25 protein-coding genes are annotated in these 26,492 nt (G+C 70.3%); 12 read left to right on the forward strand and 13 right to left on the reverse strand.

Annotated features, from left to right (window positions below; all coding sequences use genetic code 11):
* Nucleotides 1-109: 109 nt before the first annotated feature.
* Nucleotides 110-1,123, reverse strand: a complete 1,014-nt coding sequence (locus OG410_RS38480; RefSeq protein WP_326783712.1) for a LacI family DNA-binding transcriptional regulator — start codon at nt 1,121-1,123, stop codon at nt 110-112.
* A gap of 159 nt (nt 1,124-1,282) precedes the next feature.
* Between OG410_RS38480 and OG410_RS38485 the strand changes: the two genes are divergently transcribed.
* Nucleotides 1,283-3,886 (forward strand): PA14 domain-containing protein, encoded by a 2,604-nt coding sequence (locus OG410_RS38485; protein WP_329303395.1) that lies wholly within the window; start codon nt 1,283-1,285, stop codon nt 3,884-3,886.
* 238 nt (nt 3,887-4,124) lie between these two features.
* A complete protein-coding gene (locus tag OG410_RS38490) occupies nt 4,125-5,315 on the forward strand; it encodes an MFS transporter (protein ID WP_329303396.1) in 1,191 nt (396 codons plus the stop codon).
* Nucleotides 5,316-5,386: 71 nt separating this feature from the next.
* Here OG410_RS38490 and OG410_RS38495 read toward each other — a convergent pair whose 3' ends face one another.
* Both OG410_RS38495 and OG410_RS38500 read right to left on the reverse strand, forming a co-directional pair.
* A complete protein-coding gene (locus tag OG410_RS38495; protein WP_329303397.1) occupies nt 5,387-5,836 on the reverse strand; it encodes a hypothetical protein in 450 nt (149 codons plus the stop codon).
* Between the two features lie 56 nt (nt 5,837-5,892).
* A complete protein-coding gene (locus OG410_RS38500) occupies nt 5,893-6,495 on the reverse strand; it encodes a hypothetical protein (RefSeq protein WP_329303398.1) in 603 nt (200 codons plus the stop codon).
* 120 nt (nt 6,496-6,615) lie between these two features.
* On the opposite strand from OG410_RS38500, the gene OG410_RS38505 reads away from it, so the two are divergent.
* The 3 genes from OG410_RS38505 (at nt 6,616) to OG410_RS38515 (ending at nt 11,252) form a co-directional block, all read left to right on the forward strand.
* On the forward strand, nt 6,616-10,227 hold the full coding sequence (locus tag OG410_RS38505; RefSeq protein ID WP_329303399.1) for an NB-ARC domain-containing protein: 3,612 nt from the start codon (nt 6,616-6,618) through the stop codon (nt 10,225-10,227).
* A gap of 199 nt (nt 10,228-10,426) precedes the next feature.
* A complete protein-coding gene (locus OG410_RS38510) occupies nt 10,427-10,843 on the forward strand; it encodes a hypothetical protein (protein ID WP_329303400.1) in 417 nt (138 codons plus the stop codon).
* 112 nt (nt 10,844-10,955) lie between these two features.
* Complete coding sequence (locus OG410_RS38515) at nt 10,956-11,252, forward strand: hypothetical protein (RefSeq protein ID WP_329303401.1); 297 nt, start codon at nt 10,956-10,958, stop codon at nt 11,250-11,252.
* Between the two features lie 944 nt (nt 11,253-12,196).
* Here OG410_RS38515 and OG410_RS38520 read toward each other — a convergent pair.
* Complete coding sequence (locus tag OG410_RS38520) at nt 12,197-12,670, reverse strand: MarR family winged helix-turn-helix transcriptional regulator (protein WP_329304440.1); 474 nt, start codon at nt 12,668-12,670, stop codon at nt 12,197-12,199.
* Nucleotides 12,671-12,820: 150 nt separating this feature from the next.
* Between OG410_RS38520 and OG410_RS38525 the strand changes: the two genes are divergently transcribed.
* Together OG410_RS38525 and OG410_RS38530 are read left to right on the forward strand one after the other, a co-directional pair.
* Nucleotides 12,821-13,183, forward strand: a complete 363-nt coding sequence (locus OG410_RS38525; protein ID WP_329303402.1) for an HGxxPAAW family protein — start codon at nt 12,821-12,823, stop codon at nt 13,181-13,183.
* 152 nt (nt 13,184-13,335) lie between these two features.
* Entirely contained in the window at nt 13,336-14,076 is a 741-nt protein-coding gene (locus OG410_RS38530) for a vWA domain-containing protein (protein WP_329303403.1), read from the forward strand.
* A gap of 100 nt (nt 14,077-14,176) precedes the next feature.
* On the opposite strand, the gene OG410_RS38535 is transcribed toward OG410_RS38530, so the two are convergent.
* Nucleotides 14,177-15,268 (reverse strand): PP2C family protein-serine/threonine phosphatase, encoded by a 1,092-nt coding sequence (locus OG410_RS38535; RefSeq protein WP_329303404.1) that lies wholly within the window; start codon nt 15,266-15,268, stop codon nt 14,177-14,179.
* A gap of 280 nt (nt 15,269-15,548) precedes the next feature.
* Between OG410_RS38535 and OG410_RS38540 the strand changes: the two genes are divergently transcribed.
* Nucleotides 15,549-16,325 carry a hypothetical protein gene (locus OG410_RS38540; RefSeq protein WP_329303405.1) on the forward strand — a complete coding sequence of 259 codons (777 nt, stop codon included), beginning with the start codon at nt 15,549-15,551 and terminating at the stop codon, nt 16,323-16,325.
* Nucleotides 16,326-16,372: 47 nt separating this feature from the next.
* Here OG410_RS38540 and OG410_RS38545 read toward each other — a convergent pair whose 3' ends face one another.
* Both OG410_RS38545 and OG410_RS38550 read right to left on the reverse strand, forming a co-directional pair.
* Nucleotides 16,373-16,744, reverse strand: coding sequence for a VOC family protein (locus OG410_RS38545; protein WP_329303406.1), 372 nt, complete (start codon nt 16,742-16,744; stop codon nt 16,373-16,375).
* 232 nt (nt 16,745-16,976) lie between these two features.
* Nucleotides 16,977-17,912, reverse strand: coding sequence for an SDR family oxidoreductase (locus OG410_RS38550; RefSeq protein WP_329303407.1), 936 nt, complete (start codon nt 17,910-17,912; stop codon nt 16,977-16,979).
* Nucleotides 17,913-18,041: 129 nt separating this feature from the next.
* On the opposite strand from OG410_RS38550, the gene OG410_RS38555 reads away from it, so the two are divergent.
* Nucleotides 18,042-18,608, forward strand: coding sequence for a TetR family transcriptional regulator (locus tag OG410_RS38555; protein ID WP_329303408.1), 567 nt, complete (start codon nt 18,042-18,044; stop codon nt 18,606-18,608).
* A 58-nt stretch (nt 18,609-18,666) separates the two neighbouring features.
* Here OG410_RS38555 and OG410_RS38560 read toward each other — a convergent pair whose 3' ends face one another.
* Entirely contained in the window at nt 18,667-19,584 is a 918-nt protein-coding gene (locus OG410_RS38560) for an NADP-dependent oxidoreductase (protein ID WP_329303409.1), read from the reverse strand.
* A gap of 144 nt (nt 19,585-19,728) precedes the next feature.
* Nucleotides 19,729-20,262 carry a GNAT family N-acetyltransferase gene (locus OG410_RS38565; protein ID WP_328673529.1) on the reverse strand — a complete coding sequence of 178 codons (534 nt, stop codon included), beginning with the start codon at nt 20,260-20,262 and terminating at the stop codon, nt 19,729-19,731.
* Nucleotides 20,263-20,387: 125 nt separating this feature from the next.
* Here OG410_RS38565 and OG410_RS38570 point away from each other — a divergent pair, with 125 nt between their 5' ends.
* On the forward strand, nt 20,388-20,648 hold the full coding sequence (locus tag OG410_RS38570; protein ID WP_326783698.1) for a hypothetical protein: 261 nt from the start codon (nt 20,388-20,390) through the stop codon (nt 20,646-20,648).
* Nucleotides 20,649-20,757: 109 nt separating this feature from the next.
* On the opposite strand, the gene OG410_RS38575 is transcribed toward OG410_RS38570, so the two are convergent.
* Nucleotides 20,758-20,982: a hypothetical protein gene (locus OG410_RS38575; protein ID WP_328673532.1), complete on the reverse strand. Its 225-nt coding sequence runs from the start codon at nt 20,980-20,982 to the stop codon at nt 20,758-20,760.
* Nucleotides 20,979-21,608 (reverse strand): ParA family protein, encoded by a 630-nt coding sequence (locus tag OG410_RS38580; RefSeq protein WP_328673534.1) that lies wholly within the window; start codon nt 21,606-21,608, stop codon nt 20,979-20,981. Before OG410_RS38580 ends, OG410_RS38575 begins: the two co-directional genes overlap by 4 nt.
* 375 nt (nt 21,609-21,983) lie before the next feature.
* On the opposite strand from OG410_RS38580, the gene OG410_RS38585 reads away from it, so the two are divergent.
* Nucleotides 21,984-23,597, forward strand: coding sequence for a sodium/solute symporter (locus tag OG410_RS38585; protein ID WP_329303410.1), 1,614 nt, complete (start codon nt 21,984-21,986; stop codon nt 23,595-23,597).
* A gap of 33 nt (nt 23,598-23,630) precedes the next feature.
* A complete protein-coding gene (locus OG410_RS38590; protein ID WP_329303411.1) occupies nt 23,631-24,527 on the forward strand; it encodes a polysaccharide lyase family 7 protein in 897 nt (298 codons plus the stop codon).
* Between the two features lie 73 nt (nt 24,528-24,600).
* Here the strand turns inward: OG410_RS38590 and OG410_RS38595 are convergent, their stop codons facing one another.
* Both OG410_RS38595 and OG410_RS38600 read right to left on the reverse strand, forming a co-directional pair.
* Entirely contained in the window at nt 24,601-26,040 is a 1,440-nt protein-coding gene (locus tag OG410_RS38595; RefSeq protein WP_329303412.1) for a gamma-aminobutyraldehyde dehydrogenase, read from the reverse strand.
* A 16-nt stretch (nt 26,041-26,056) separates the two neighbouring features.
* Complete coding sequence (locus OG410_RS38600; protein ID WP_329303413.1) at nt 26,057-26,458, reverse strand: YybH family protein; 402 nt, start codon at nt 26,456-26,458, stop codon at nt 26,057-26,059.
* Nucleotides 26,459-26,492 lie beyond the last annotated feature (34 nt).

The following is a 26,492-nucleotide window of genomic DNA, read 5'->3' on the forward strand; positions in this document are numbered from 1 at the left end:
GCGCTCCCGGGGAAGTTCGGCTCTTGCGGTCAACTCGGTGTACTCGTCGTTCCGGGGAGGTTTTTACATCGTTGGAAGAGGCCTGTAAACCCCTCCGTCCGAAATCCCGTCAGCGCCGACCCAGCGTGCTCTCGCGCTCAACCAGCTTGAAATCCGCGGTCAGTTCACGTCCGCCGGGTTCGGTCCGGCCCGACAGGCTCCGCAGCAGGGAGGCCACCGCCATCCGCGCGATGGCCTGCTTGTCCGGCGAGATCGTCGTCAGGGTCACCGCCCCGAACCGCCCCTCCTCGATGTCGTCGAAACCCACCACCGCCACGTCCCACGGCACCCGCAGACCTCGTTCGTGCAGTACCCGCATCGCACCGATCGCGACCAGGTCGTTGTACGCGAAGACGGCGTCCGGACGCACCCCGGAGTCCAGCAGCCAGGCCATCGCCCGCGCGCCCTCGTCGCGGTCCCAGCCACCGACCGGAACCACGAGTTCGTCGGGCGCCGGCACCCCGGCCTCCGTCAACTCCGCCCGCCAGCCCGCCAGTCGCAGATGCGCGGGCTGGTTGGCCGAATCCGTGCGGGCCCCCAGGTAGGCGATCCGCGAGCGTCCGCGGCTCAGCAGATGGCGTACCGCACTGCGCGCGGCCGACACGTTGTCGATCGCGATGTGGTCGTAGGGCAGTTCGTACTGCCGCTCGCCGAGCAGTACGAGCGGTACGTCGTCGGTGCGGGAGCGCAGGTCCTCGTCCTCGAGCTCCAGCGGACTGAGGATCAGACCGTCGATGACATTGGCCCGGAAACCCTGGCTCACCAGTACTTCCTGCTCCCGGTCGCCGCGGGTGTGGTCGAGCAGGACGGTGAACTCGTGCTCGGCGGCGGCGTCGATGACGGCTCCCGCCAGCTCCGCGAAGTACGGGTTGCCCAGCTCGGGGACGGCGAGGGCGATGATGCCCGTGCGTCCCTTGCGCAGGTGGCGTGCCGTGAGGTTCGGCCGGTAGCCCAGCTCGTCGATGGCCTCCTGGACCCGGGCCCGCATGGCCGGGGTGACGTGCGGATAGTTGTTCACGACGTTCGAAACCGTCTTGATCGAGACGCCGGCGTGCTCCGCGACGTCTTTCAGGCTGACCCGCAAGGGATCTCCTCTTCATCGATGTGCGCCTCTGTCACCTGGGCATTTGTCATGACCCTGGACAGAGATCGGGACCCGTGCTGTGATGCCCACTCCCGCTACTTCCAACGTTGTACAGACTGAAGCAACGAGCCGCCACCCTTCCTCAGCCAAGGAGGATCCGTGCGCAACAGCAGACTCCGAACCCACATGGCACTCTTACTCACCGCGGTTCTCGGCCTCGCGGGACTCACCGCGGCCCCGGCCGCCACCGCGGCCGACGACCCCGTGGAAGTCCACGGCCTGAAGGGCGAGTACTACACCCAGTCCGCCCCCGGCGCCTTCGACTTCCACGAGCTCAAAGCCACCGGATTGGACACCAACCTCGACTTCGACAACCTGGAGCCCCGGCTCGCCTTCGCCACCGGACGGTCGGACGACGTCAACGTCCGCTGGACCGGCCGGATCGTCCCCGAGAAGACCGGCCCGCACACGTTCTCGATCATCGGGGACAACGGCTTCAGGCTGTGGGTCGACGGACACCTCGCCATCGACCACTGGGTCGACGACTGGGACCGCGAACAGACCGCCCAGCCCATCGACCTGACCGCCGGACAGGCCTACGACATCAAGGTCGAGTACTTCGAGCACTTCGGCGGATCCAACCTCCATCTGCGCTGGACCCCGCCCGGCGGCACCAGGACGGCCGTCCCGCAGTCGGCCCTCCGGCTGCCCGACGGATACGCCTACGACGGCGCCATCGCGACCACGGTCCAGGGCGACGGCCGCAGCCTGCGCCTCGACTTCGCCCAGCCGCTCACCGCACCCCCGGCGGGTCTGACCGACCACGTCGAAGCCGTCATCGGCGGTGCCAAGTGGCCCTTGGCCACAGCGAAGTTGGACCCCGCCGACCCCAAGTCCCTGATCGTCGGCCTCAAGGAACCCGTCGTCGGCAACAAGACCGGCACGGCCAAGGGCACCGCCGACCTGCGCTACGACGGCCAGGGTGGCCTCTCCGGGACGAACGGCAACGTTGTCAGCGCCTTCTGGAGCAGCGGACCCAACCACTCCACCCATGAGCTGCGGACGAAGTGGGCCGACGAGGTGGAGGCGGGCAAGGCCCGCACCGAGTACCCCCGGCCCCAGCTCACCCGGGCCGACTGGCGCGACCTGAACGGCTCCTGGCAGTTCGCCCCCGCCCAGGCCGGCGAACAGCCCCCGGTCGGCAAGAAGCTCGCCGAGAAGATCCGCGTGCCCTACCCCGTGGAGTCCCAGCTCTCCGGCATCGAACGGCACGAGGACCGCATGTGGTACCGCCGGACCTTCACCGTCCCGTCCGACTGGAAGGTCGGCTCCGGCAAGCGCCTCCAGCTCAACTTCGGCGCCGTCGACTGGCGGGCCGAGGTCTATGTCAACGGCACCAAGGTCGCCGAACACCAGGGCGGCTACGACAAGTTCAGCGCCGACATCACCGCCGCGCTGAAGCCCGGCCGCACCCAGGAACTGATCGTCGGCGTCTACGACCCGACCGACGCGCAGGGCGGCGAGAACCCGCCGGTCGGCAAGCAGCGCCTGGACCCCAGCGGCATCTGGTACACCCCGTCCTCCGGGATCTGGCAGACGGTGTGGATGGAGCCCGTGGCCTCCGACCACGTCGACTCCCTCAAGCTGACGCCCGACGTCGGGAACAGCCGGCTCACCGTCGAGCCGAAGGGCGTGCGGGACGGAGTGCCGGTCACCGCGACCGCGTACGCCGGACACCGCGAGGTGGCCACCGTCAAGGGCCGTACCGGGCAGCCGCTCGTCCTGAAGATCACCGACCCGCACCTGTGGTCACCCGACGACCCCTTCCTCTACGACCTGAAGGTCAGCGTCGGCGCCGACCGCGTCGCAAGCTACTTCGGCATGAGGTCCATCGCCGTGGAACAGGTGAACGGAACCCCGCGCACCGTCCTCAACGGCAAACCCGTCTTCATGATGGCCACCCTCGACCAGGGCTTCTGGCCCGACGGCCTGCACACCGCACCGACCGACGAGGCCCTGGCGTACGACCTGAAGATGCACAAGGAGATGGGCTTCAACTCGGTCCGCAAACACATCAAGGTGGAACCCGACCGCTGGTTCTACTGGGCGGACCGGCTCGGCCTGATGGTCTGGCAGGACATGCCCGCCATGACCGCCGGGGTCAACCCGAACGCCGCGTCCCGCGCCGAGTACGAGCGCGAGATGAAGCAGATGATCGACGAGCACATCAGCAGCCCGTCGATCGTCATGTGGGTCACCTTCAACGAGGGATGGGGGCAGTACGACGAAGCCCGCATCGCCGACCAGGCCAAGGCCTGGGACCCGACGCGCCTCGTCAACTCCATGTCGGGCATCAACCTCGGCGTGGACGGCGGCACAGGCGACATCATCGACGAGCACGGCTACCCGAGTCCCGCGCTGCCACCGAACCCGGACGGGAAACGGGCCCTGGTCAGCGGCGAGTACGGCGGTCTCGGACTCGCGGTGCCCGGACACGCCTGGTCCGTCCAGCAGTCCTACGTCGACGTCGACCCCTCGGCGTACACCGACGACTACCTGGCCCGCCTCGCCGAGGTGCACAAGCTCGCCTGCAAGGGCGGCAACGGCGCCGTCTACACCCAGATCTCGGACGTGGAAGGAGAACTGAACGGCCTGATCACCTACGACCGCACGGTGGTCAAGCCCGACGTGGCCCGGCTGAAGGCCGCCCACGACGCGCTGATCCACGACGCGTCACAGGCCACACCGGCCGGCTGCTCCTGACGACGAGGCGCCCGGCGCACGCCTCCCCGTCGCTCCGTACGCGCCTCGCACCGGCCCCCTGACGGGTCGTCGGCGCGGTCCGCCCTCCCGCCGAGGAGGGCGGACCGCGCACAGCCGCACCGCTCACCCACGAGGAACGAGCATCCGGAAACGCCCATGCCGCTCCACGGCCTCCGCCGGTTCCGTCCGGCGGCACGTCGGGCCGGATCGCGGCGGCCACGACGCTACTGTCGGTGCCATGGACGGTGATCGCCGAGGGTGGAGCCAGTGTTTGCTCAGCGGGGCGGTGTTCGCCGTCTGCATGGCCGGCACCACGCTGCCGACCCCCCTCTACGGCCTCTACCAGGAGAAGTTCGGCTTCTCCGAGCTGACCGTCACCGTCGTGTACGCCGTGTACGCCTTCGGAGTCATGGGCGTGCTGCTGCTCGCGGGCAACGCCTCGGACACGGTGGGCCGGCGTCCGGTGCTCCTGTGGGGCCTCGGTTTCGCGGCGGCGAGCGCCGTCTGCTTCCTGAGCGCCACCGGTCTGGGCTGGCTGTACGTGGGGCGGCTGATGTCGGGCCTGTCCGCGGGCCTGTTCACCGGGGCCGCCACCGCCTACGTGATGGAGCTGGCACCGCCGGGCGGCGCCGCCCGGGCCACCTTCGTCGCGACGGCCGCCAACATGGGCGGACTCGGCTGCGGTCCGCTGCTCGCGGGCCTTCTCGCGCAGTACGCCCCCTGGCCGCTGTACCTGCCGTTCGCCGTCCACCTCGCCCTGGTGGCACTCTCGGCCGCCGTGCTGCTGCGGCTTCCGGAGACCGTACGCGAACGCCGGCCACTGAGCACCGTACGACCGCAACGGCCGGGCCTGCCCCCACAGGTGCGGCCGGTGTTCGCGCCGCCCGCGATCGCCGCGTTCGTGGGGTTCGCCCTGTTCGGGGTGTTCACCTCCGTCAGCCCCGCGTTCCTCGCCGAGTCCCTGGACGTGACCAACCACGCGGTGAGCGGACTGATCGTCGCACTCGCCTTCTTCGCCTCGACCGCAGGTCAGCTCGCCGTCGGCCCGGTCGGAGCGCGACGGTCCCTGCCCCTGGGCTGCGCCGCGCTCCTCGGCGGCCTCGTACTCCTCGCGGGCGCGCTCCGATGGGACCTCCTGGTCCTGGTGGTCCTGAGCGCGATCGTCGGCGGCGGCGGCCAGGGTCTGGCGTTCCGCGGGGCCCTGACCACCGTCGCGCAGGCCTCTCCCGAGCATCAGCGCGCGGCGGTGATCTCCACCCTGTTCGTGGTCGCCTACGCGGGCATCTCGGTGCCGGTGATCGGGGTCGGCGTACTGGTGGGCCCGATCGGCCTGGAGGGCGCCGGGCTCGTCTTCATCGCCTGCATGGCGGTACTGGTCTCGGTCGCGGGCGTGTACCTGCTCAGGCGGCCGGTTTCGGTGGAGTCGTAGGTTTTGACGTTCCGCCCCAGGCACGCCGGGTCCAGCGGCGGACCGATGGCCTGACGGCACCGATGCGTGACTCACCCCTGGAGTTTCATGCCCTTGGGCGAGGTGAGGCCCTTGTCGGGGTGGGCACGGAAGGTCGCTGTCCAGGCGATGGGCCCGCAGGATGTGCCGTTGGGGTGCTGGTCGGTCAGCCTGGCCCGCGTGCTGTCCTCGACGATCGTGTCACCGCTCTTCGTCGACGTCACGGTGAGTCGCACCGGCAGGGTGGACGCGCCGACGCCGTCGGGGAGTCGGACTGACAGCGAGAGAAACGGGTCGTCGGGACTGCCCGAACTCCGCTCGTCGCAGCGGCTGTTCACACACAGCCTGATCTTCGCCGCGTCCTGGCCGCCGAAGTCGGCGGGCCGCCACACGGCGGAGACCCCCGAGTCCGCGTCGGCCAGGGTGCACGGCGTGTCCCGGCCGAGAAGCGAGCATCCGGTGAGAGCCGCCGCCAGCAGCGGTATGAGAAGGGTGCGGCGCATGCCAGTGCCGTTTTGCGTCATTTCCGCTCCGACCAAGATCTGTTGGAGGACGGACTCTAGTACGGACCCCCGCGGAAGAGCAGGCTGCCGTGGTGGCGCGGGCGGTCGCCGCGTTCGTGGGCCGCGTCGGAACGGTCCGCGGGGGCCGACCGGCCCGCCAGGACGCGGAGGGCCGCCAGGCCGGCCAGCACCTCGTCACGATGCCCGGCGGACTTCATCCAGGCCGGCAGCCGGGCGAACATCGCCCTCGTCGGTGAGGCGCGACGCTCGCGCAGCCGGGCGCCCACGAACGCGGCGAGGGCGTCGACGTGTTCCACGTCGTAGGCCCACAGAATGCGCCCGGCGCAGCGGGTCTGAAGCCAGAGCGGCCGCCGGAAGAAGGGGTCCTCCGTGCCGCCGGGCACCGCGCCGACCAGGGCGGTGTCCCGCTGCTCGGCCGACCAGTCGGCGACGGCGCCGCAGCCGGAGCACGTGAGGCGGCGGGGCCGGAAGAGCAGGTCGCTGAAGTACTTCTGCGACCCGATGCCGGGCAGCGGAACGACGAGCGCGCGGCCGCCGCACTTCGGGCAGACCACGAGGATCCTGCCGGTGAACCGGACGAGCCATGTCCCGTGATCGCGGTGACGGACCGGGTTGGGGCGCGCGGGCTCGGAGCTCATGACGCACACCCTGCCAGGCCCGTCCTGTCCCCGGCGACCGAGATACGAGGCGAGGCCACCGGCGGTCAAGTCGGGAGAAAAGGTCTCGGCGGCAGGCGCCGCGCTGGATGATGCACGGTTATGGGGACATGGGGGCGCTGGGGTGTGCGGGCCGCGATCACGCTGTGTGCGACGGGTGGCGTGTGGCTGCTGGTGGTGACCCTTCGGCACGGATCCGGTGCCGCGGACCCGGTGGCGAGCGTGTGGGGATCGGTCGCCGGACTGGCGTCCTTGGTGGTGTCCCTGCGTCCGGTGCCCGAGCCGCGCCCCGCCGTTGCCAGGCCGACGCCTCCGGTGATCCCGGAGGGATGGGTGGACCGGGACGAAGCCGATGAAGTCATCAGGGCCGTACTTCGAAACACCCGCGCGTGGCGGGACCGGGGGCCGGTCGGCATCACGGCCGGCCTGCACGGGGCCGGAGGATTCGGCAAGACCACCCTGGCCAAATACGTCGCGTCCCAGCGGTCGGTGCAGCGTCAATTCCCGGGTGGCGTTCACTGGATCACGATCGGGCGGGACGTTCGCGGCCCTGCGGCCGTCGCCGCGAAGGTCGCTGTGGAGACCCGTTTGATCACCGGCAACACCACCGAGACCGGTTCGGACCCCGAGCGCGCCGGAAGCCACCTCGGCGGCCTGCTCGAGCAGATGCCCCGCACCCTCCTGATCATCGACGACGTGTGGGAGCGCGAACAGCTCACCCCGTTCCTCCGCGGAGCGGAGAAGTCCTGCGTTCGGCTGGTCACCACCCGCAGGCCCGACGTACTTCCGGCGACGCGAACCACCACCATCCATGTGGACCGCATGACCGAGCGGCAGGCCCACGCGCTGCTCACCCGGCGACTGACCGTCCCGCCCCGCCCCGATGCGGCGGAGGCGTTGGTGAAGGCGACAGGACGATGGGCGCTGTTACTGGGTATCGCCAACAAGTTCATCGCGGACCAGGTGGCCACCGGTGCCGATCCGACGGAGACGGCGGCAACGCTCCTGCACCGGCTGAGCGCCGGCGGTCCGGCTGTCCAGGACCCCGACGGCACACTCGACCTCAACGACCCGGATCGCCGCAACACCGCCGTACGGGCCAGCATCCAGGCGGCGACCACCCTTCTGCGGTCCGACGATGCCGAGCAGCGCTTCAACGAACTCGGCATCTTCGCCGAGGACGAAGCCGTGCCCATGGCCCTGGTGACGGCGCTCTGGCAGGCGACCGGCGCTCTGGACGAGACAGCCGCCCGCTCGCTGTGCAAACAGATGGCCGACCTGTCCCTGCTCGCCATCGACACGACGCTGCCCGGCGGGGCCGTCACGCTTCACGACGTGGTGCGCGACTACCTGCGCGCCGAGTTGGGCACCACCGGCCTGGCGGCCGCCGACACCGCCCTGCTCGATGCCACGGCGGCCACCCTGCCCCCGGCCGAGGACGGCGGCGTGGCATGGTGGCAGACCACCACCGGATACCTCCAGGACCACCTCATCGAGCACCTGCTCGATGCCCGGCGCACCACTCAGGCGATGGCTGTGGCGGGAGACTTCCGGTGGATGCGCGCCCGTCTGCATCAGCGCGGTCCCACCGCCGCGTGGCGTGACCTCGACCGCGTCGGCGCCCCCACCGGCACTCTGGCCCGCCAACTGGCCAGTGCCGCCCACCTGCTCACCCCCACGACGCCACCGGACGCCCTCGACGCCATCCTGCTGAGCCGTGTCCCCGACGCACTCAACCGGCCGACCAGCCCTCGGCCCACAGATCCTCCCGCGCTCATCGACCGGTGGATGCCACCCGACCTGCCCGACCCCGCCCTGCTGCGCCGGCTCACCGACGACGCCGGACCCGTGGCCGCGAGCCGGGACGGGGCGTGGCTGGCCACCCGACGCCACGAGACCGTCCGGATCTGGGATCCCACCGCAGGACACGCGCTTCGCACTCTCTCGGGGCACACGGCCTCGGTGACCTCGATGGTCGTCAGTCCGGACGGCGCCTGGCTCGCGACCACCAGCTACGACGGAACCCTCCGGATCTGGGACCCGGCCGCAGGACGACAGCTTCACCGCCTCGTCGGCCACACCAACAGGGCGGACGATTTCATCTCGCTGGTGGTGGGGCCGGACGGCACCTGGTTCGCCACGTCCGGCAGTGAGGGGATCGTGCGGATCTGGGACCCGTTCGCCGGGAGCGTGCTGCGGACCCTGCGCGCCGGCACAGCCTCCGCCGGCATGCGGGTGGAGGCGAGTCCGGACGGCGCCTGGCTCGCCACCACGAGCGACGACAGGACCGTACTGATCTGGGACGTCGCCACCGGAAGCATGCTGCGTGCTCTCACGGCTCGCTGCATACGCGCGGTGACCTCGATGGCGGCGGGTCCGGACGGCGTCTGGCTCGCCACCGCGAGCGACGACGGGTACGCGCAGATCTGGGACGTTGCGACCGGACGCGTCCTGCACACCCTGCCCGTCGTCAACATTCGCTGGGTGGTGAAGGGTTCGGGGAGAACGTGGCTTGCCACGGTCGGTAACGACGACGCCCTGCGGGTCTGGGACGTGGCGACCGGACAGGAACGGCTCGCCCTCCCTTCCTCGGTCACTCACGGGGTGACCGAGGTGGAGGTGAGTCCGGACGCGTCGTGGCTCGCCACCACCGGCCACGACGGGGCCGTCCGGCTCTGGGACGTGGCGACCGGAGAGGAACGGCTCGTCCTGAATGCCGAACTTGCCGTGGGAGTACCCCTGATGACAGTGGGCCCCGGCGGCGCCTGGCTCGCCACCACCACGTCCGAAGGGACCTTGCGGATCTGGGACACCACGCCCCGCCAGGCGCCCCAGAGGCCCAGCACCCGCGTCGGCCGGGTGACTTCGGTGGCGGTCGGTCCGAACGGCGCCTGGGTCGCGACCGCGAGCGACGAGGCTGTGCGGATCATGGACACCGGCACCGGCCGACGCATGCGGGCCCGCACCGGACACCCTCTTGTGGTGACCGAGATGGCGGACCGCGTGGCGGTGAGTCCGGACGGTACGTGGTTCACCACGGTCGGCTTCGGCGGAGGTGTGGGGATCTGGGACTGCGCCACAGGCGAAAAGCTGCGTACCATCGCCACCCACAGCGATGCGATCACCGCGGTGGCGATCAGTGCCGACGGAGCCTGGCTCGCCGGTGCGGGCAGCCGGGGGACCGTGGGGATCTGGGACCCCGTCACCGGGGAACAGCTTCGTGCCTTCACCTGCCCCACGGGTTCGGTCACCGCGGTGGCGTTCAGTCCTGACGGCGCCTGGCTCGCCCGCGCGGACAGCCGGGGGGCCGTGGGGATCTGGGACCCTGCCACCGGGCAACAGCTTCGGGTCCTCGACGACCGTCCAGGCCACACGGTGGCGATCAGTCCCGACGGCGCCTGGCTCGCCGGTGCGGGCAGCCGGGGGGCCGTGGGGATCTGGGACCCTGCCACCGGACAGCGACTTCGTACCTTCGATGGCCATGAGGGTTCAGTGACCGCGGTGGCGATCAGCCCCGACGGTGCCTGGCTCGCCAGCGCGGACGACGAGGGGACGCTGCTCATCCGGAGCCCCATGACCGGCCGGGTGCTGACCATGATGCGCACCGACAGCGCCCTGCTCACCTGTGCCTGGGATCCCGATGGCAACGGGCTCATAGTCGGCGGGAACGCGGGGCTGTTCGCCTACAGACTTCACCAGGGTGCCCTGAGGTGACCCCGAGCCAGGTCTTGTCGGGCGGGGCGTCCACGACGTGTCGGAGATCTGGCCGGGTGGACGGACCGAGTACCGGTGGGTTCTCCCGTCTGCGGTGGTCATAGGGTGGGTTTTCCCCCGTCTCCGGTGTGCAGGAGCTCGTTGACGAGGTGTTCCGTGTCGGTCTCGGGCACACCCGCCCGGTCAAGAGGAGTTCGCCGTGCCACCCCGGTTCGAGACCGCCCGCTTCCACGTCGAGTCGGGCCCCGATTCCCTCTTCGTACGCGTCCGCCACATCCTGCGCGAGCCGGTACGGTTGACGGCCCGTGGAGGTCATGTCACCGAACGGATCCGCCAACGCGAGGCTCCCGTGGAGGAGTTGGTGTCCTTCGACCCGACGAGCTGGGAACTGGTCTCGGCCGAGGTGCGTACGGACACCGGCAAGTGGGTGAAGTCGACCTGGCGGGTACGGGCGGACGGGCGGGACTGGTGGGTCGTCGTCGGGTTGGGCAACGCGCTCGTCACGGTGATCGACGTGGACCCGTGGCGGCGAGGGAGGGGCCAGGACGTCGTTGTCGAGGGGCCCTTGTACGCCAAGGTCGACGCGGTCAATGCGGAGCTCATGCGAGGGGCCTGAAAGCTGGACCGGAGCCGGTACCGACGGTCCGGCCTCGAGCCGTGAACGTCCACGTGGCGCGGGCAAGTTGCAGATTTCACGGGTGCGCGGGCAACTGATTATGATCTTGGCCATGTCTGTGCAGAACTCGAACTCCGACAGAGCCCTTTCGCGCAAGCAGCGCCTCCAAGAGAAGCAGCGCCGTCAACTGGCGGTGGTCGACACCGTCGACAAGGCCGAGGCCAAGGTCCGCAAGGCCGAGGTCGAGGTGGCCATGGCGGTCACCGAGGCGGTGCAGGTGTTCGGCGGCATGCAGGAGGCGTCGGAGGGGCTCGACATGCCGATCCAGACGGTCCAGCGCTTCCTCGGCATTGCGCAGGACGAGGCGGCCGCCAGCAGCAACGTCGTCGAGTCCGTCGTTGGATCCTGAGCACCCGGCGTTCGTAGCGGGCCCTCGCGGGAGAGCGTGGGCCCGGCTTCGGTGTGCGGCGGCCTGTGGAGGATTTCTTGGGTCCGGGCCGTACCCCCACCGGTCCCAACTGGGGTAGCGGCGTGCCGTTTGCACGTGGCGCGCGGGATGGCGCCGGGCGGAGACACTGAGCGTTTTCAACGTGGCCACCGATCGGGTGACGGAGGCGGCATGAGTGAAGTGTTCGCCACTTGCTCCGACCTGCCCATACTCAGCCTTGTGCAACACCTTTTAGGATGACCGGCGCCGACGGGCCCGCCGCTGCGAGGCGATGCTGTGACGCCGTGTCGCCCAGGGTGCCGCCGTGCCAGCGGCGAGCAGAGCAAGGGCCAGAATCCAGAACCCCGCTGATGTGCCTACGAAGAAGATGGCTACGCAGCCGACCAGCACACCAACTGGGAAGCCCAGCGTTGGACGCCAATCGACAGCGTAAAGATCCAGTTTGAACGGCACCACCAGCAGCCACGGCGGTACAAAGAAGGCTGTGAAGTACCAACCGCCACCGTCAGGTACTCCGCAGGCTGTCCTGCCGTTTGACCGGTGCCAGTCGCAACCTAAGTCGACCAAGCCAGCCAGGCCCCATCCGACAGCCGCTAGCCCCACCGCGTTGACCACGGCCCCCACCCATTTCCACTTCACACTCGGATCATAGGAGCAGACTTGGCGGCGTGGCTCTGGGTTGGAGTTGCCTTGGCATCAGTGGGCGTTTTCAGGGTGGCTACCGATGGAGTGACGGCGGCGAGAGCGCAACGCACGAGGCGCCCGCGCCGTTGAGGGAGATGTTCGAAGTCTCAACTCATCAGCACAGGTGCATCGTTGGTCTCCTGTCCTGCCGCACTCGACCTGGAGTCGCGCCGCGCGTGATTTGGCTGTCGGTCCTCGGCGGGGTGCCGTGTGCGTGCTCGTCACCCTCGATGAGATGGGCTTCCGCCGGCCTCCGGTGAGGCTGACACTCCCTCCCGGATTTCGTGCAACGCCTCGTCGAACATGGCGCGGGCGCGGGTGAACCAGTCCGCCAGCACGGCGATCTCATCCGGCCCGTAGTCACCGAAGAGGGACGCCAGGCGCTCGTAGACGGGGCCGTAGATCGCGAGAATGCGTTCTTGAGCGGTCTCCTCCATGACCACGTACACGCGGCGGCGGTCGCCCGGGTCCGTGGTGCGCCGGATGTATCCGGCCTTCTCCAGGCGGTTGAGCACTCCCGTGACCGCTCCCGTGGTCAGCCTGGCCCGTTCCGCGAGTTCCCCCGCGACCAGTGACTCGCCGGCCATGGACGCCTCCATGAGAAAGCCGAGGCAGGTGAGGTCCGTGACGTTCAGACCCATCCGGCGGGCGATGTCCTGCTGTCCGAACTGGGCGGTGGCGATCATCCGGTCCATGGCGTAGAGAGCCTGGTCCACCGTGGCGGCCGGGCGCTCCTTGTGATCACTCACGAGTCCTCTTAGTATCTAAGATAATTAGCTCGCGAGATAAGAGATCTCGCGATGCTGTCAGCCCTACCATTTTCACAGCTCTCAAGGAGCGAGATCTTGTTCATCCACGGTGATGACGACCACGACCTGGGCCACACCGTTGCCGGCTGGAGCGGCGCGGGTACGGCGACGCTGGGATTCGGGCTGTGCGGACTCGCGATGGCCGAGGGGTCGGGGCTTCTCGCGCTTGCGGGAGCGGCGGTGCTGGTCCTGGCCGTGCCGGCCACGTGGGCGCTTCACCTGGCGGGCTGGGGCAAACCGAGCGGCCCGCGCCCGGTCGCCCAGTGGAACTGGCGCGTCAGGGACGTCACGGCCCGCGACGGCCACAGCGACTGTCTCGGCTGCAGCCTCGCGGGGCGCCGGAAGCCTCGCCCGCACGTCGCGGAACGCCCCGCGGAGACGGCCGTCGCCGACATCTGAACGGGGCAGGTGCTTGGGTTTTCGTTTCGGCGCGTCGAACTTTCAGTACGACCCGACTGCGGCACCGATTCCACCGCGTTGTCCGACTCTGCCTCGTGGTATCGCCTCAACCGCAAGGATGAGGGACGTTACGCGACACGGAAGTGGTGACCATGGGCAGGGCACAGAACGACGCCCCGGCAATCAGTCTGTCCAAGATGCAGGCGCAGGCCCCGGATCTGGTGAGTCTGTACAAGGCGGCCGGATCCAGCGTGCGCGCGCACGGTCTCGAGGGGGTGCGTGCTGCTGTGTATCTGGTACTGGACCGCTCTGGTTCGATGCGGCCCTACTACAAGGACGGCACCATGCAGCATCTCGGTGAGCAGGTCCTCTCCTTGTCCGCCCACCTCGATGACGACGGCACGGTACCCGTGGTGTTCTTCTCCACCGACGTCGACGGATCCACCGATCTCAGGCTCGGAGGGCATCGTGGCCGCATCGACAAGCTGCACGAGAACCTCGGTCACATGGGACGGACGAACTACCACTGGGCGATGGACGAGGTCATCGACCACTACCTGGCTTCCGGCAGTGACGTCCCAGCCCTGGTGATCTTCCAGACCGACGGCGGGCCCACCAGCAAGTCCGCCGCCGAGCGGTACCTGTGCAAAGCTGCGCGCTTGCCGCTGTTCTGGCAGTTCATCGGGTTCGGCGACCCCGATGACAACGAGTTCGCCTTTCTCCGCCGCCTCGACGACCTGGCAGTGCCCGGACACCGCGTCGTCGACAACGCGGGCTTCTTCCATGCCGGCCGTGATCCGCGCAAGGTGCGCGACGAGCTGCTCTACGACCGGCTGTTGCAGGAGTTCCCCAGCTGGCTTTCGTCGGCCCGCACCGCTCGGGTTCTGCGGTGAGCGCTCCCGCGGCCGGGTCACTTCGAGCGGCGAGGCGCGACCGGAACGTCGACCGGTGGGAGCGGTCTGAGCGCTGTCCCGGACTCTTCCGCGAGCAGCGTCACGCGGTGTCGTATGCATGGGTGATCGCCAGCAGTGCCAAGTCGTCGGCTCTGCGGCCGCCGGTGTGCTTGTGCACTTCGGACAGCAGGGCGTCGAGGAAGGCGTCCGGACGGGCGTGCCGAAGCCGGTTGAACCTACCGAGAGGGTCGTAGAAGTCGCCCTTCGAGTTCCGGGCCTCCGTGAGTCCGTCGGTGTAGAGGAGCAGAGTGGCGCCCTGCGGGAACGTCACCGTGTCGACGCGCTCCGGGCCGGTGGCCAGCGCGGTCAGGCCCAGGGGCAAGGCCGGCCGGCTGGGTTCGACGTACCGCACGGCGTCCGGAAGGACCAGCATGGGTGCGGGGTGGCCGCGGTTGATCATGCGGACCTCGTTGCCGTGCCGGGGAAACTCCGCCACCACGCACGTGATGAACCCTTCGAGTTCGGTCGCACCCCCGTACTGCTGGATCTCGAGGGTGACGGCTCGTTCCAGCCGTTCCACGAGCGCGGTGAGACCGGGTTCTTGCAGGGCCGCCTCACGGAAGGTGCCGATGCTGCCCGCGACCGCCCTGACCGCCTTCAACCCCTTGCCGCGCACATCGCCGATCAGACACCGCACGCCGAACGGCGTATCGACCACCGCGTAGAGATCTCCGCCGATCTGCGCATCCGTCTGCGCGGCCTGATAGCGAGCGGCGAACCGCAGGGGACCGCTCGCTTCCGGCGGGTCCCGCAGGACGGCCTGCTGGACGGCGGCGGCGATGTCACGCGCCGACCGCAGTTGGGTGTGCAGGTGATACAGAAGGCGATTGAGGAAGATCGCGATCACGGCCACCGTCGCGACCATGGACAGTTCGCTGAACTCGGTCGCGGTTCCGTGGAAGCCGAAGTACCCGAACATGGCCAGGTCGAGGAGGAACGCCGCCGCCCCGGTGATGACGGTCCCGCTCAGGGACAGCAGAGCAGCGGACGTCAGGATCGCGGCCGTGTAGAGAGCGGCGGCGCTGACCGCGGGCGGCGTGACGAAGTCGATCACCACGGCCGCGAGGAGCAGGACCGCCGGCAGCAGGCGTCTCCACTTTCCCAGCCGCTGCCACACATCCAGCCCGGCCACGTGCTGCTCCAGACGTCGACTGATCTCCCGGTCGGCTCAGGCTATGGTCCGCCCGTCCGCCCCGCCGCCGCATCGTGCCTCGGCTCGCGCGCGACGCCATGGCTATGACCCGAACGCCGCACACCGGGGGACACACCGCGGGCGGTCCGCAAGCGGGTCCCGCCGGCGCGAGTCCGTAGCACGCGGGCTGCGGTCCGCCGGGCAGTTCCCGATTTCGTGCCCCTCGGCGTCCCAACCGGCTGAATAATTCGGCGCCCGGTACAGACGAAGAGGGGATCCGGTGGCTCGTCGCACCAACACGTCCTGCCTGGGCATGGCCGTCAAGGGCTATCTGCTGCTGAACCTGTGGGTCGCCGTCGGCTACGCCCTGGCCCTGCCGGTCACCCTGCCCGACCTGATGGCGTCTCAGGATCCACCCCTGCACGTGCAGGGTCCGGTGCAGTACGCGGTCGTCTACGGCATACCCGTCGCCGCCGCCGTGGGCGTGGCCTTGTTCGCGAGCCGGCGGCGTCCCGTCGCCCGATGGGTCGTCGGCGCTCGCGCGGCAGGGGTGCTCGTCCTCGGCCAGATCGCCGCCCATTGGGCCGCGGCCCGGTTCGACGCGCCCGAGTGGAGTGCGCGCGCGATGGCGCAGTGCGGTGCCGCCGGTCTCACCGCGTACCTGTGCCGGGTGGCGGTGCGCTGGTGGGACAACGGCGGCCTCACCTCGGGAGGCCGCCGCCCTGGTCCGGGCGAGATCTGGCACGCGGCGGTTCCGTTCCGGGACACCGAGGGCAGCAAGGAACGCTACTGCGTGGTCATGCGGAGCCGTCCCCACTACGCGGAAGTCCTCAAGATCACCAGCCAGAACAAGGACCACCGCCACGACCACATCCAAATGCCCAGCGACGGCTGGGACCTCACGTCGGGTAAGGATCACTGGGTCGAGATCGGCCTTCAGCCGCTCAGAGTTCCCTACCAGGATTTCACCGACGGCCGCCCCAAGGGCCGTTGCCCCCGATCGGTCTGGCGGCGGTTGCAGTCCCAGCACCCGGCACCCACGGCGTCCCGGGCGTGAGGGCCGGCGTCGCCGCGGGCAGCGTTCGCCCGTCACGACGCCGGCCCCTAGCCGACGAGGGTCGCCTTCGGGCGTACCACGCAGAACTCGTTCCCCTCCGGATCGGTCAGCACGGTCCACGACTCCTCGCCGCTCTGCCCCACGTCCGCCCTGCGCGCCCCGAGCGCGAGGACGCGCTCGATCTCGGCCTCCCGGTCCTCGGCCGGGGAGGTCAGATCGAGGTGCAGACGGTTCTTGACGACCTTCCGGTCCGTGACCGGCATGAAACAGATGCCCACCGGCGCTGTCTCGTCCGGCCCGATCACGACCTCCCGCTCCCGCTCGGAGAGGATCCGCCAGCCCAGGACCGCGGCCCAGAACCGCGCCAGTGAGGGGAGGTCGTGCGCGTCGATGACGATGTGATGCAAGGAAAGGGGCATGTTCGCTCATGTGCCCTGGCGTCAGCATCGGCACACCGGCGTCAGCAGCATCGGCAAACCGCATCGGCACACCGCGAGCCCCGGCCCACCGGCCCACCGGCCCACCGGCCCACCGGCCCACCGGCCCCCGGCACGGCGTCCGGCGGACGGCGTTGCGTGAGCCGACCGGCACGACCGGCGGTCCCGGTGTCCGGTGTCCCGGTGTCCTGAGCCGGTCGTGGCGGCCGTGGCTCTACTGCCCGCCGGCGCGGAAGTAGTGCCCCTTGTCGAGGTCCTCGATCAGGCCCGGCTCGGTCGGGTGCCAGTCCAGCAGGTCGCGGGTCCGCTCGCTGGAGGCCGGGCTGTCGAGGCCGAGGAATCCCGACAGCCACGTGAAGTGCTCGGCCGCCTCCTCGGCGGGGACGGAGCGGGTGGGTACGTCGAGGTGACGGCCGATGACCTCGGCGACCGAACGGATCGGAACGCCGTCCTCGGCGCTCGCGTGGAGGACCGATCCCGCCGGTGCGCCTTCCAGGGCGAGGCGGAAGAGGCGGGCGGCATCGCCGCGGTGCGTGGCCGGCCAGCGCTGGGTGCCGTCGCCGATGTACCCGGCGACGCCCTTGTCGCGGGCGATGCCGATCAGGGCCGCCATGAATCCGTAGTCACCCTCGCCGTGCACGGTCGGGGGGAGCCGTACGACGGAGGAGCGGATGTTCCGGTCGGCGAGGGCGAGGGCCACGTGCGCGGTGCCCATCCGGGTGCGCGGGCCGCCCGGCAGATGCGCGGACTGATCGTCCGGGGTCCGTCCGTCCGCTTCCGTGCTCGGGCGGCCCGAGGCCACGCCGATCAGCCCAGACGCGATGAGCAGCGGTCGCCCGGAACCCGCGAGTGACTCGCCGAAGAGCTCGACGGTCCGGCGGTCCGCGTCGGCGGCGTCCTGGAAACCGCCGGAGAACGCGAGGTCGTGCTTGAACGCGAGGTGGATCACGCCGTCCGACGCCTCGGCGGCCTCGCGCAGGACGTCGGAGTCGTCGAGGGTGCCGGACACCGTGTCCGCCCCGGCCTTCTTCAGGGCCGCGGCCGAGGCGTCCGAGCGGGCGAGCCCGACAACCTGGTGCCCCGCGCCGATGAGCTCGGGGACGAGTGCGGAGCCGATCCATCCGGATGCCCCGGTGACGAAAACACGCATGAGAAAGCCTCCAGCCTGGGGTGGCCCATCCGTGCACCAGGGCACGCAGGAGGCCACCAAGCGATGTCAGTGACTGTCATCAAACGTAGCACTCGATGTCAGGGACTGTCATCGAGTACGATGCCGGGCATGGGTCGATGGGAGCCGGACGCGCGCGGCCGCCTGGCACGGGCGGCACTGGAGCTCTACGTCGAGCGCGGCTTCGACCGCACCTCGGTGGCGGAGATCGCCGAACGGGCGGGGCTGACGGAGCGGACGTTCTTCCGGCACTACGCCGACAAGCGCGAGGTGCTGTTCGCGGGTTCGGGAGAGCTGAACGACGTGCTCGCGCGTGCCGTCGCGCAGGCTCCCGAGTCCGCCACCCCGTTGGATGCCGTGGCGGCGGCCCTCGAAGACGCCGCGGGTGTGCTGGAGGCGCGCCAGGAGCACGCTCGGCAGCGGCAGTCCGTCATCGACGCCAACTCCGACCTTCAGGAACGCGAGCTGATCAAACTCGCGTCGATGTCCGCGACGCTCGCGGACGCCTTGCGGCTGCGTGGTGTCGACGATGCCTCCGCGGGCCTTGCCGCGGAGGTGGGGATCGCCGTCTTCAAGTTCGCTTTCCGGCGCTGGGTCGAGCGGACCGAGGAGAAGGAACTGGTCCGGTTCCTACGGGAGTCGTTGGCCGGCCTGAGGGCAGTCGCCGCGGACGCGTGACGTCGGATCCCGCTGATGGCCGCACCCGGCCTGCCGTCGGTCGTCCCGGCGGCCGGGGTCAGGGCAGGAGCACGATCTTGCCGTGGGTCTTCCGCAGTTCCAGCTCGCGGAACGCGTCCCGGACCCGCTCCAGCGGGTAGGTGCGGGCGATCGGTACGTCCAGCTCTCCGCGCGCGGCGAGCCGGGCCAGCTCGCCGACCACCACCGCGCATGCCGCCGCACCCTCGCCGTAGGTGTGCGCGCCGACCCGGGCCGCCGCCTCCCAGTCGCGGATCGTGTTGATCCGCTCGGGCCGCACGCCCAGCTCCACGGCCAGATCCACATATCCGTCGCCGAAGGTGTCGATGAACGCGTCGACCCTCCCGCCCGAAGCCTGCCGGATCCGTTCGGCCGCGCCCTCACCGTAGGGGAGCGGGACGACCCCCTGCTCCTTCAGCCAGGCGTGGTTCCACTCGCTCGCCAGACCGATGACCGTGGCACCGCGCCGCCGTGCGAGCTGCACGGCGAGAGATCCGACGCCGCCGGCCGCACCGGAGACCACGACGGTGTCGCCCGGGCCGGGGTCCACCGCGAACACGGTGGCGTACGCCGTCGTGCCGGCCACGTACAACGAGCCGGCCACCTCCCAGGGGAGACCCTCCGGGCGCGATACGAGCTTCACGTCCTCCGCCACGACGAACTCCGCGTGGCTCGCCCTGTTGTGAGTGAAGCCCAGGACCTCGTCACCCACCGCGAAGCCCCGCACGTGCGGACCCGCCTCCACCACGATGCCGGCCAGATCGCTGCCCTGCCCGGAGGGGAAGACCGCCGGCCAGCGTCCGTGCCGTGCTCCCTCGCGGATCATCGTCTCGCCGGGCTGGATCCCGGCCGCGCGGACCTCGACGAGCACCTCCCCGGGGCCGGGCGTCGGCCGCTCCACCTCCTCCACCCGCAGCACGTCGATCCCGCCGTACGCGTGGAACCGGACCGCCTTCATCCCGTGATCACCGTACTTCCTTCGCTCGGACAGGCCTGGGGTGCGGGCCCCTGGAAGGGCCGCGCAGCGCCCGTGACGTCGAACTCAACCCAGCGGTAAGGCAGTTGTGTTCCCAGGGCCGGCCGGCTCACGCCGGGAAGGGGATCACGCCTGGAACTCGGTGAGGTCGATCGCGTGGATGGTCAGGGGGAAGTCGTACACGGGGTGGGAAGTCTCCCTCTCGGGCTTCATGCCGAGCTTGCGGACGACGTTCAGCGAGGCCTCGTTGCTGATCCGGTCGACGCTGATCACACGGTCGAGGCCGCGGTCCTGGAGGGCGAACTCCAGTGTGGCGTGGGCGGCTTCGGACGCGTAGCCCTGGCCCCAGAACGGTGAGCCGAACCGCCAGCTGATCTCCACGGCGGGCATGACCTCGGGCAGGTACTCGGGCACCGACAGCCCCGCGACGCCGGCCAGCTCTCCCGAGGCCAGCAGTTCGACGGCGAAGACGCCGAAGCCCTCCTCGTCCCATTCGTCCTCCCACCGCTCGATCTCCTCGGCGGTGGCGTCGAGGTCGCGGACCGAACCGTCGCCGATCCAGCGCATGACCTCGGGGTCCGCGTTGATGTCCGCCATGGGGGCGAGGTCGTCGTCGTACCAGCGGCGGAGGAGGAGGCGGGGGGTGCGGATCTCGGTCATGGCACCCATCCTGCCTTACGGACGAGGCACCGGCCGGTGGCCCCGCACCGCGGCGTACCGCCGGGGAGTCCCCGGGCCCGGGCGGACCCTTGTTTCGGCCCCGTCGACCGGGGCAACCGGCCGTCATGGAGACCAACGACGGCACGGACGAAGTGATCGAGACCCAGGGCGACGAGCATCACGTCGTCCTCAGCGCCGATACCAACGGCGACGGAAAGACCGACGTCTGGATGACCGACACCACAGGCGACGGCAAGGCCGATCTCTACCAGTTCGACACCAGCGGTGACGGGCGGATCGACCTGACGATGGTCGAACGGGGCGACGAGCCCGGCGTCGACCGGGTCGTCGTCGAGGGCGACGGCGGCCACCCGTTGGAGACCTGAGCCCTCGTCGCGGCGCCGTGCCCGGCCGGTTCGAGCGACACGCTCCCGGCCCGGACGAACGGACACCCCGGACCGTGCCGGCGTCGAGGGACGGGGTCCCCCACCGTGCCTACGGGGTACCCGTCAGAGGCCGCAGGGCGGCGGCGCCGACACGCAGGATCGCGGACACGGGCGGCCCCACCCAGCGGGTCAGTCCGTCCGGCAGCGCGGGGTCCAGTTCGATCGTCACCCGGACATATCGCGTGTGCAGCCGCGCGACCTTGGTGTGACGGGGCGCGGCGGCATCGGGTTCCCGTTGCAGGGCGGCCCGGTAGGTGTCCTTGCGCTGGTTCACATCGCGTCCTGACGCTTGATGAGTTCGTCCGCGAGATCCATGTACGCCGATCCCTTGACCGTGACAGGGCTGCCGAACGACTGGGAGTACAGGTCGAGTCGGGGAATGTGGGTGGACAGCACGTCGAAGCCGCGTTCCGTGAGCGCTTCGCGGGCATCGGCGTCGGGGCCCGTGCGGGTGGCGTCCGGACGGTTCGTACGGTTCAGCAGTACGGCGGAGCGGGCCGGCCGGGCCCGCAGGGACTGGACGTCGCCCATCTCGCGGCCGATGGGCGCCATGCGGTCCAGTTCGATGGGGGACGGTGTCACCGGCACGATCCACTCGCTCGCGTACCGCATGACACTCCGGGCGATGTGGGCGTGATCCTCCATCTGCGGGGCGTCGAACACCACGGCCTGCCGGTCGCCGAGGAAGTCGTTCACTCGCCGGTGCACGTCGCCCACCGGGAGGGAGAACACGGGGAAGGGGAAACCTCCCGCCAGTTCGCTCCACCGCAGCGCCGAGGACGCGGGGTCACTGTCCACCAACAGGGGTGAGAAGCCCGACTCGTGCAACGCGTGGGCCAGCCACACCGCGCTCGTCGTCTTGCCCACTCCGGGTTTCAGGTTCACAAAGGCATAGCTCATCGACACAGGGAGCCACGCTAGTGACCACGGGGGACCGGCGGTCGCCCAAGCGGCGGCTACCGTCCCGTCGTTCACCCCGCCGCGCCCGTGAATCATCCCAATGGATCAACGTGCTGTGCCGCCGCACAGACCCGCACCGCGGCCGCTGTGCGCGCGACGCCCGAACGCGCCGTCCCCTGTACGCGCCCCCGGCGCGGTTGATGCCATGCCAGGCATGTCTTCCGCAGCTTCCGCGCCTCCCGCATCCTCCGTATCGCCCTCACGTCACACATCTCCGGCATCTCCCGCATCTCCGTCCGCTCCCGTTCCGGGCGCAGGGACGAGGCTGTGCGCAGGGACGAGGCCGTGCGCGGCAGTGCCGTCGGAGGACCGCCGATGAGCTCCGGCGACGGAGAGTCGCTCGCCGTCATGGTCTTCCTCGGCTTCGTCGCCGTGTCCCTGCTGTTGTGCGGCCTGGCGGCTGCCGATCTGGACGACCCCGAGCACTTCTACGCGGGCGGCGGCGCGGCCTTCGGGCCGGTCGGAGGCGGGCTGGCCATCGCCGGTGACTACATCTCCGCGGCCACCCTGCTCAGTACCACCGGCGCGGTAGCCCTCGACGGGGCGGACGGCATCCTGTTCGCCTGCGCCACCGTCGTCTCGCTCTATCTGATGATGCGATTCCTGGGTGAACCCCTGCGCAGGAAAGGGGTGTTCACCCTGGGGGACTTCGTCGCCGACCGCCTCGGCGCTCCCTCCGTGCGCCGGGCGCTCGGCGTCGCCTCTCTCGTCGTCCTCACCCCGCTGCTCCTGGTGCAGCTCTCCACCGCCGGACGCATCATGGCGGCCATGTTCGGGCTCCCGGACGGCGCGCTCACCGGATGCACCGTCGCCGGAGGAGCCCTGATGGTCTGTTACGCCGCGTTCGGCGGGATGCGCGGCGTCGGGTACGTACAGATCCTGAAGGTCGGTGTGGTGCTCATCGCCATGCTGCTGCTGGCCGGGGTCGTTCTCGCCCGGTACGGATGGTCGCCGCCGGCCCTGTTCGGTGCCGCCCGGGAGCATTCCGGAGCGGGCGCCGCCTACGCGCGCCCCGGACTCCACTTCGGCCACTCCGTCGCCGGGCGCCTCGACCTGATCGGCTTCGAGGCAACCCTCCTGGTCGGAGCCGCCTGTCTGCCGCACATCACCATGCGGCTGCACCCGGTCCGGGACGCCCGCACCGCGAGGCGTGCCGTCGGCTGGGCGGTCGGCCCGGTGGCGGTGGTGTGCGCCGCGGTCGTGGTGGCCGGGCTGGGTGCCTGCGCCCTGATGGGCCGGGGCCCGGTGCGGGCCGCCGACCCCGGGGGAGCGACCGCCCTGCTGATGGTGACGGGCGCGCTCGACCCGGTCGCCGGGGGCGCCCGGCACAGCATGCTGTTCGCGATCGTCGCCTGCGCCGTCTTCGCGACCACCCTCGCGGCCGTCGCGGGCATCACGCTGGCGGCCGCCTCCAGTCTCGCCCGTGACTTCGGCGGGCGGCCCGCGCACGGGGGCGGGGGCCGTTCGCCCGCCGGGGAGATCCGGCGGGCACGGCTGGGGATCGTCCTGGTCGGAGCGGTCGCCGTCGTCGTGTCGGCGGCCCTCGGGGACCGCGGCAGACTCACGCTGATCTCCTTGTCGTTCACCGTCGCGGCCTCGGTGCTCGCCCCGGTTCTGCTGTACGCGCTCTTCCTGCCCGGTCACTCCGCCACCGGGGCGCGCTGGACCGTCTACGGGACCCTTCCCCTCATCGTGCTGCTGCTCGCGGGATCCCCCGCGGTGTCGGGCACCCCGTTCGCGGTCTTCCCCGATCACGACGTCCGCTGGTTCCCGCTCCAGACACCGGGGCTCGTCACCGTTCCGGCCGGCTTCCTCCTCGGGCTCGTCGGCCGCACGCCCACGCGCACCCGCGCTCTTCGGACCTCCTGGCCTCGGTCCTCAACCGCCGTGGGCGCGGGACCTCTTGACGGAGTTGGTGCAGACCTTTAGCGTCACGGCACATGAGGTTCACAGGTGAACTCGATGTTCATCCATGTGAACCTCGCCTTTCCCCACCGTCTGCTCCATCCGACCAGACGAAAGGCCCTGACCGTCATGGTGAACAAGCGACCACATACCCGAACCCCCTCCCTCCTTGCCGGACGTGCCGCGCCTCGGCTCCTGACGACGGCCACCGTCGCGGGCGTCGTCGCCGCGGTCACCGTCCTGGGCACGTCCAGCGCCGGCGCCGCCGACCCGAACGTCGCGCCCGGTGGCAACTTCGACCTGTCGGTGTGGCAACTCCAGGAGCCCGTGGGCTCCCCGGGCTCGCCCACCACCATCTCCTCCGCCCGGCTGCAGGGCGCGAACGGCTACCAGGACGCGTACTTCTCCACCGACACCCGCGACGGCGCGATGACCTTCTGGGCGCCCGAGAAGGGCGTCACGACGCCGAACTCCCACTACGCCCGCTCCGAACTGCGGGAGATGAACCGCAGCGGCAGCGCGGCGAACTGGTCGCTCAGCGGCAGTCACCGGCTGAGCGCGACACTTCGGGTGGTGTCGGTCACCTCCAACGTGTGCGTCGGCCAGATCCACCTCGGCTCCGGCGGATCGTCCACCAAACCGCTGGTGGAGCTGTACTACCGCGCGAGCGGTGACATCGTCGTCGGCACCGAGAACTCGCCCTCGGGCGGCCAGACGACCCACACGGTCGGACACGTGGCGGTCGGCAAGACGTGGACGTACACGATCGCCGTCTCCGGAGGCGACACCATCGACCTGACCGTCAACGGCAGCACCACGCACTACGCGATCCCGTCGTCGTTCTTCCCCTACAAGCAGTACTTCAAGGCCGGCTCGTACAACCAGTCGTCCTCCGAGAGCACCACGAAGGGGGCGAGGGTCGCCTTCTACGGCCTGAAGGTCTCGCACGGCTGAGGGGCGTCGGACACGGCAAGGGGGTGAGCCCGGCGCGATGCCGGGCTCACCCCCTTGCCGTGGGGACATCCGCTCAGAGCGACGTCATCACGTGCTTGATCCGGGTGTAGTCCTCGAAGCCGTAGGCGGAGAGGTCCTTGCCGTAGCCGGACTGCTTGAACCCGCCGTGCGGCATCTCGGCGACGAGTGCCATGTGGGTGTTGATCCACACACAGCCGAAGTCGAGCCTCTTCGACATCCGCATCGCCCGCGCGTGGTCCTTGGTCCACACCGAGGAGGCCAGCGCGTAGTCCACGCCGTTGGCGTATGCGACGGCCTGGTCCTCGTCACTGAACGACTGGACGGTCATGACCGGGCCGAAGACCTCGTTCTGGACGATCTCGTCGTCCTGCCGCAGACCCGAGACCACGGTCGGGGCGTAGAAGTAGCCCTTGTCGCCGACCCGGTGGCCGCCGGCCTCGACCTTCGCGTGCTCGGGCAGCCGCTCGATGAAGCCGCTGACCTGGGCGAGCTGGTTCGCGTTGTTGAGCGGCCCGTAGAGCACGTCCTCGTCGTCCGGCTGCCCGGTCTTCGTCCCGGCAGCGGCCTCGGCGAGGGCGGCGACGAACTCGTCGTGCACCGACGCGTGGACCAGGACGCGGGTGGCCGCCGTGCAGTCCTGACCGGCGTTGAAGAAGCCGCCGACCACCAGGTCCTCGACCGCCTTCGCCAGGTCGGCGTCCTCGAAGACCACGGCCGGGGCCTTGCCGCCGAGCTCCAGGTGGACCCGCTTGACGTCCTTGGCCGCGCTCTGGGCGACCTGGATGCCGGCGCGCACCGAGCCGGTGATGGAGGCCATCGCCGGGGTCGGGTGCTCCACCATCAGCCGGCCGGTCTCGCGGTCGCCGCAGACCACGTTGAAGATCCCCCGGGGCAGGCCGAGCTCCTCCAGGACACCGCCGATGATCTCCGCGATCAGCACCGTGGAGGCCGGAGTGGTGTCCGAGGGCTTGAGCACCACCGCGTTGCCCGCCGCGAGGGCCGGGGCGAACTTCCACACCGCCATCAGCAGGGGGTAGTTCCACGGCGCGACCTGGGCGCACACGCCGACCGGCTCGCGGCGGACGATCGAGGTCATGCCCTCCATGTACTCGCCGGCCGAGCGGCCCTCCAGCATCCGTGCCGCGCCCGCGAAGAAGCGGACCTGGTCGATCGCCGGGGCGAGTTCCTCGCTGAGGGTGAGGTGCAGCGGCTTGCCGGTGTCGCGGCTCTCCGCGGCGACCAGTTCCCCGGCCCGCGCCTCCATCGCGTCGGCGATCTTCAGCAGCGCGCGCTGCCGCACGGACGGTGTCGCGTCGCGCCAGACGGGGAACGCCGCGGCCGCCGCCGCCATCGCCGCGTCGACATCGGCCGCCCCGGACAGCGGGGAGGTCGCGTAGACGTCACCGGTGGTCGGGTCCACCACATCGAGAGTCCGGCCGTCGGCGGCATCCGCGAACGTACCGTCGATGTAGTTGCGGAACGTGCTGCTCATGGAACGTCTCTCCTGGTCAGGCGGTGGTACGGGGGGACAGGTGCTCGTGTACGGCGAGCCAGGCGCCGTCCGCGGAGCGGGCGAAGACGATGGTCTCCCGCTCGTGCACCGTCTCCTCGCCGGCGTTGGTGGCGACGCGGGTCTCCACGTCATGGCTGAAGACAGCCGTGTCACCGAAGGGCTGGACGAGCTGTGCCGACGAGGTGCAGCCGAGGACGCGGAAACCGTCCTGCTCCACCCACCGCCGCCACAGGTCGCGGTACTCGGCCGTGGAGCCGAGACGCCCCGGCGTGGTGTGGAAGACGAACGTCGCGTCCGGTGCGAAGGCACCGAAGTAGTCGTCGAGGCGGCCCTCGGCGAAGGCGGCGACGAGCGCGTCCGCGGCGGCCCGGACTTCCTGCACGGTGGTGGTGCTCATGCACGGCTCCTGGTCAGGGGCGCCCGGCGGTCAG

This window comes from Streptomyces sp. NBC_00659, assembly GCF_036226925.1.
Taxonomy (GTDB): domain Bacteria; phylum Actinomycetota; class Actinomycetes; order Streptomycetales; family Streptomycetaceae; genus Streptomyces.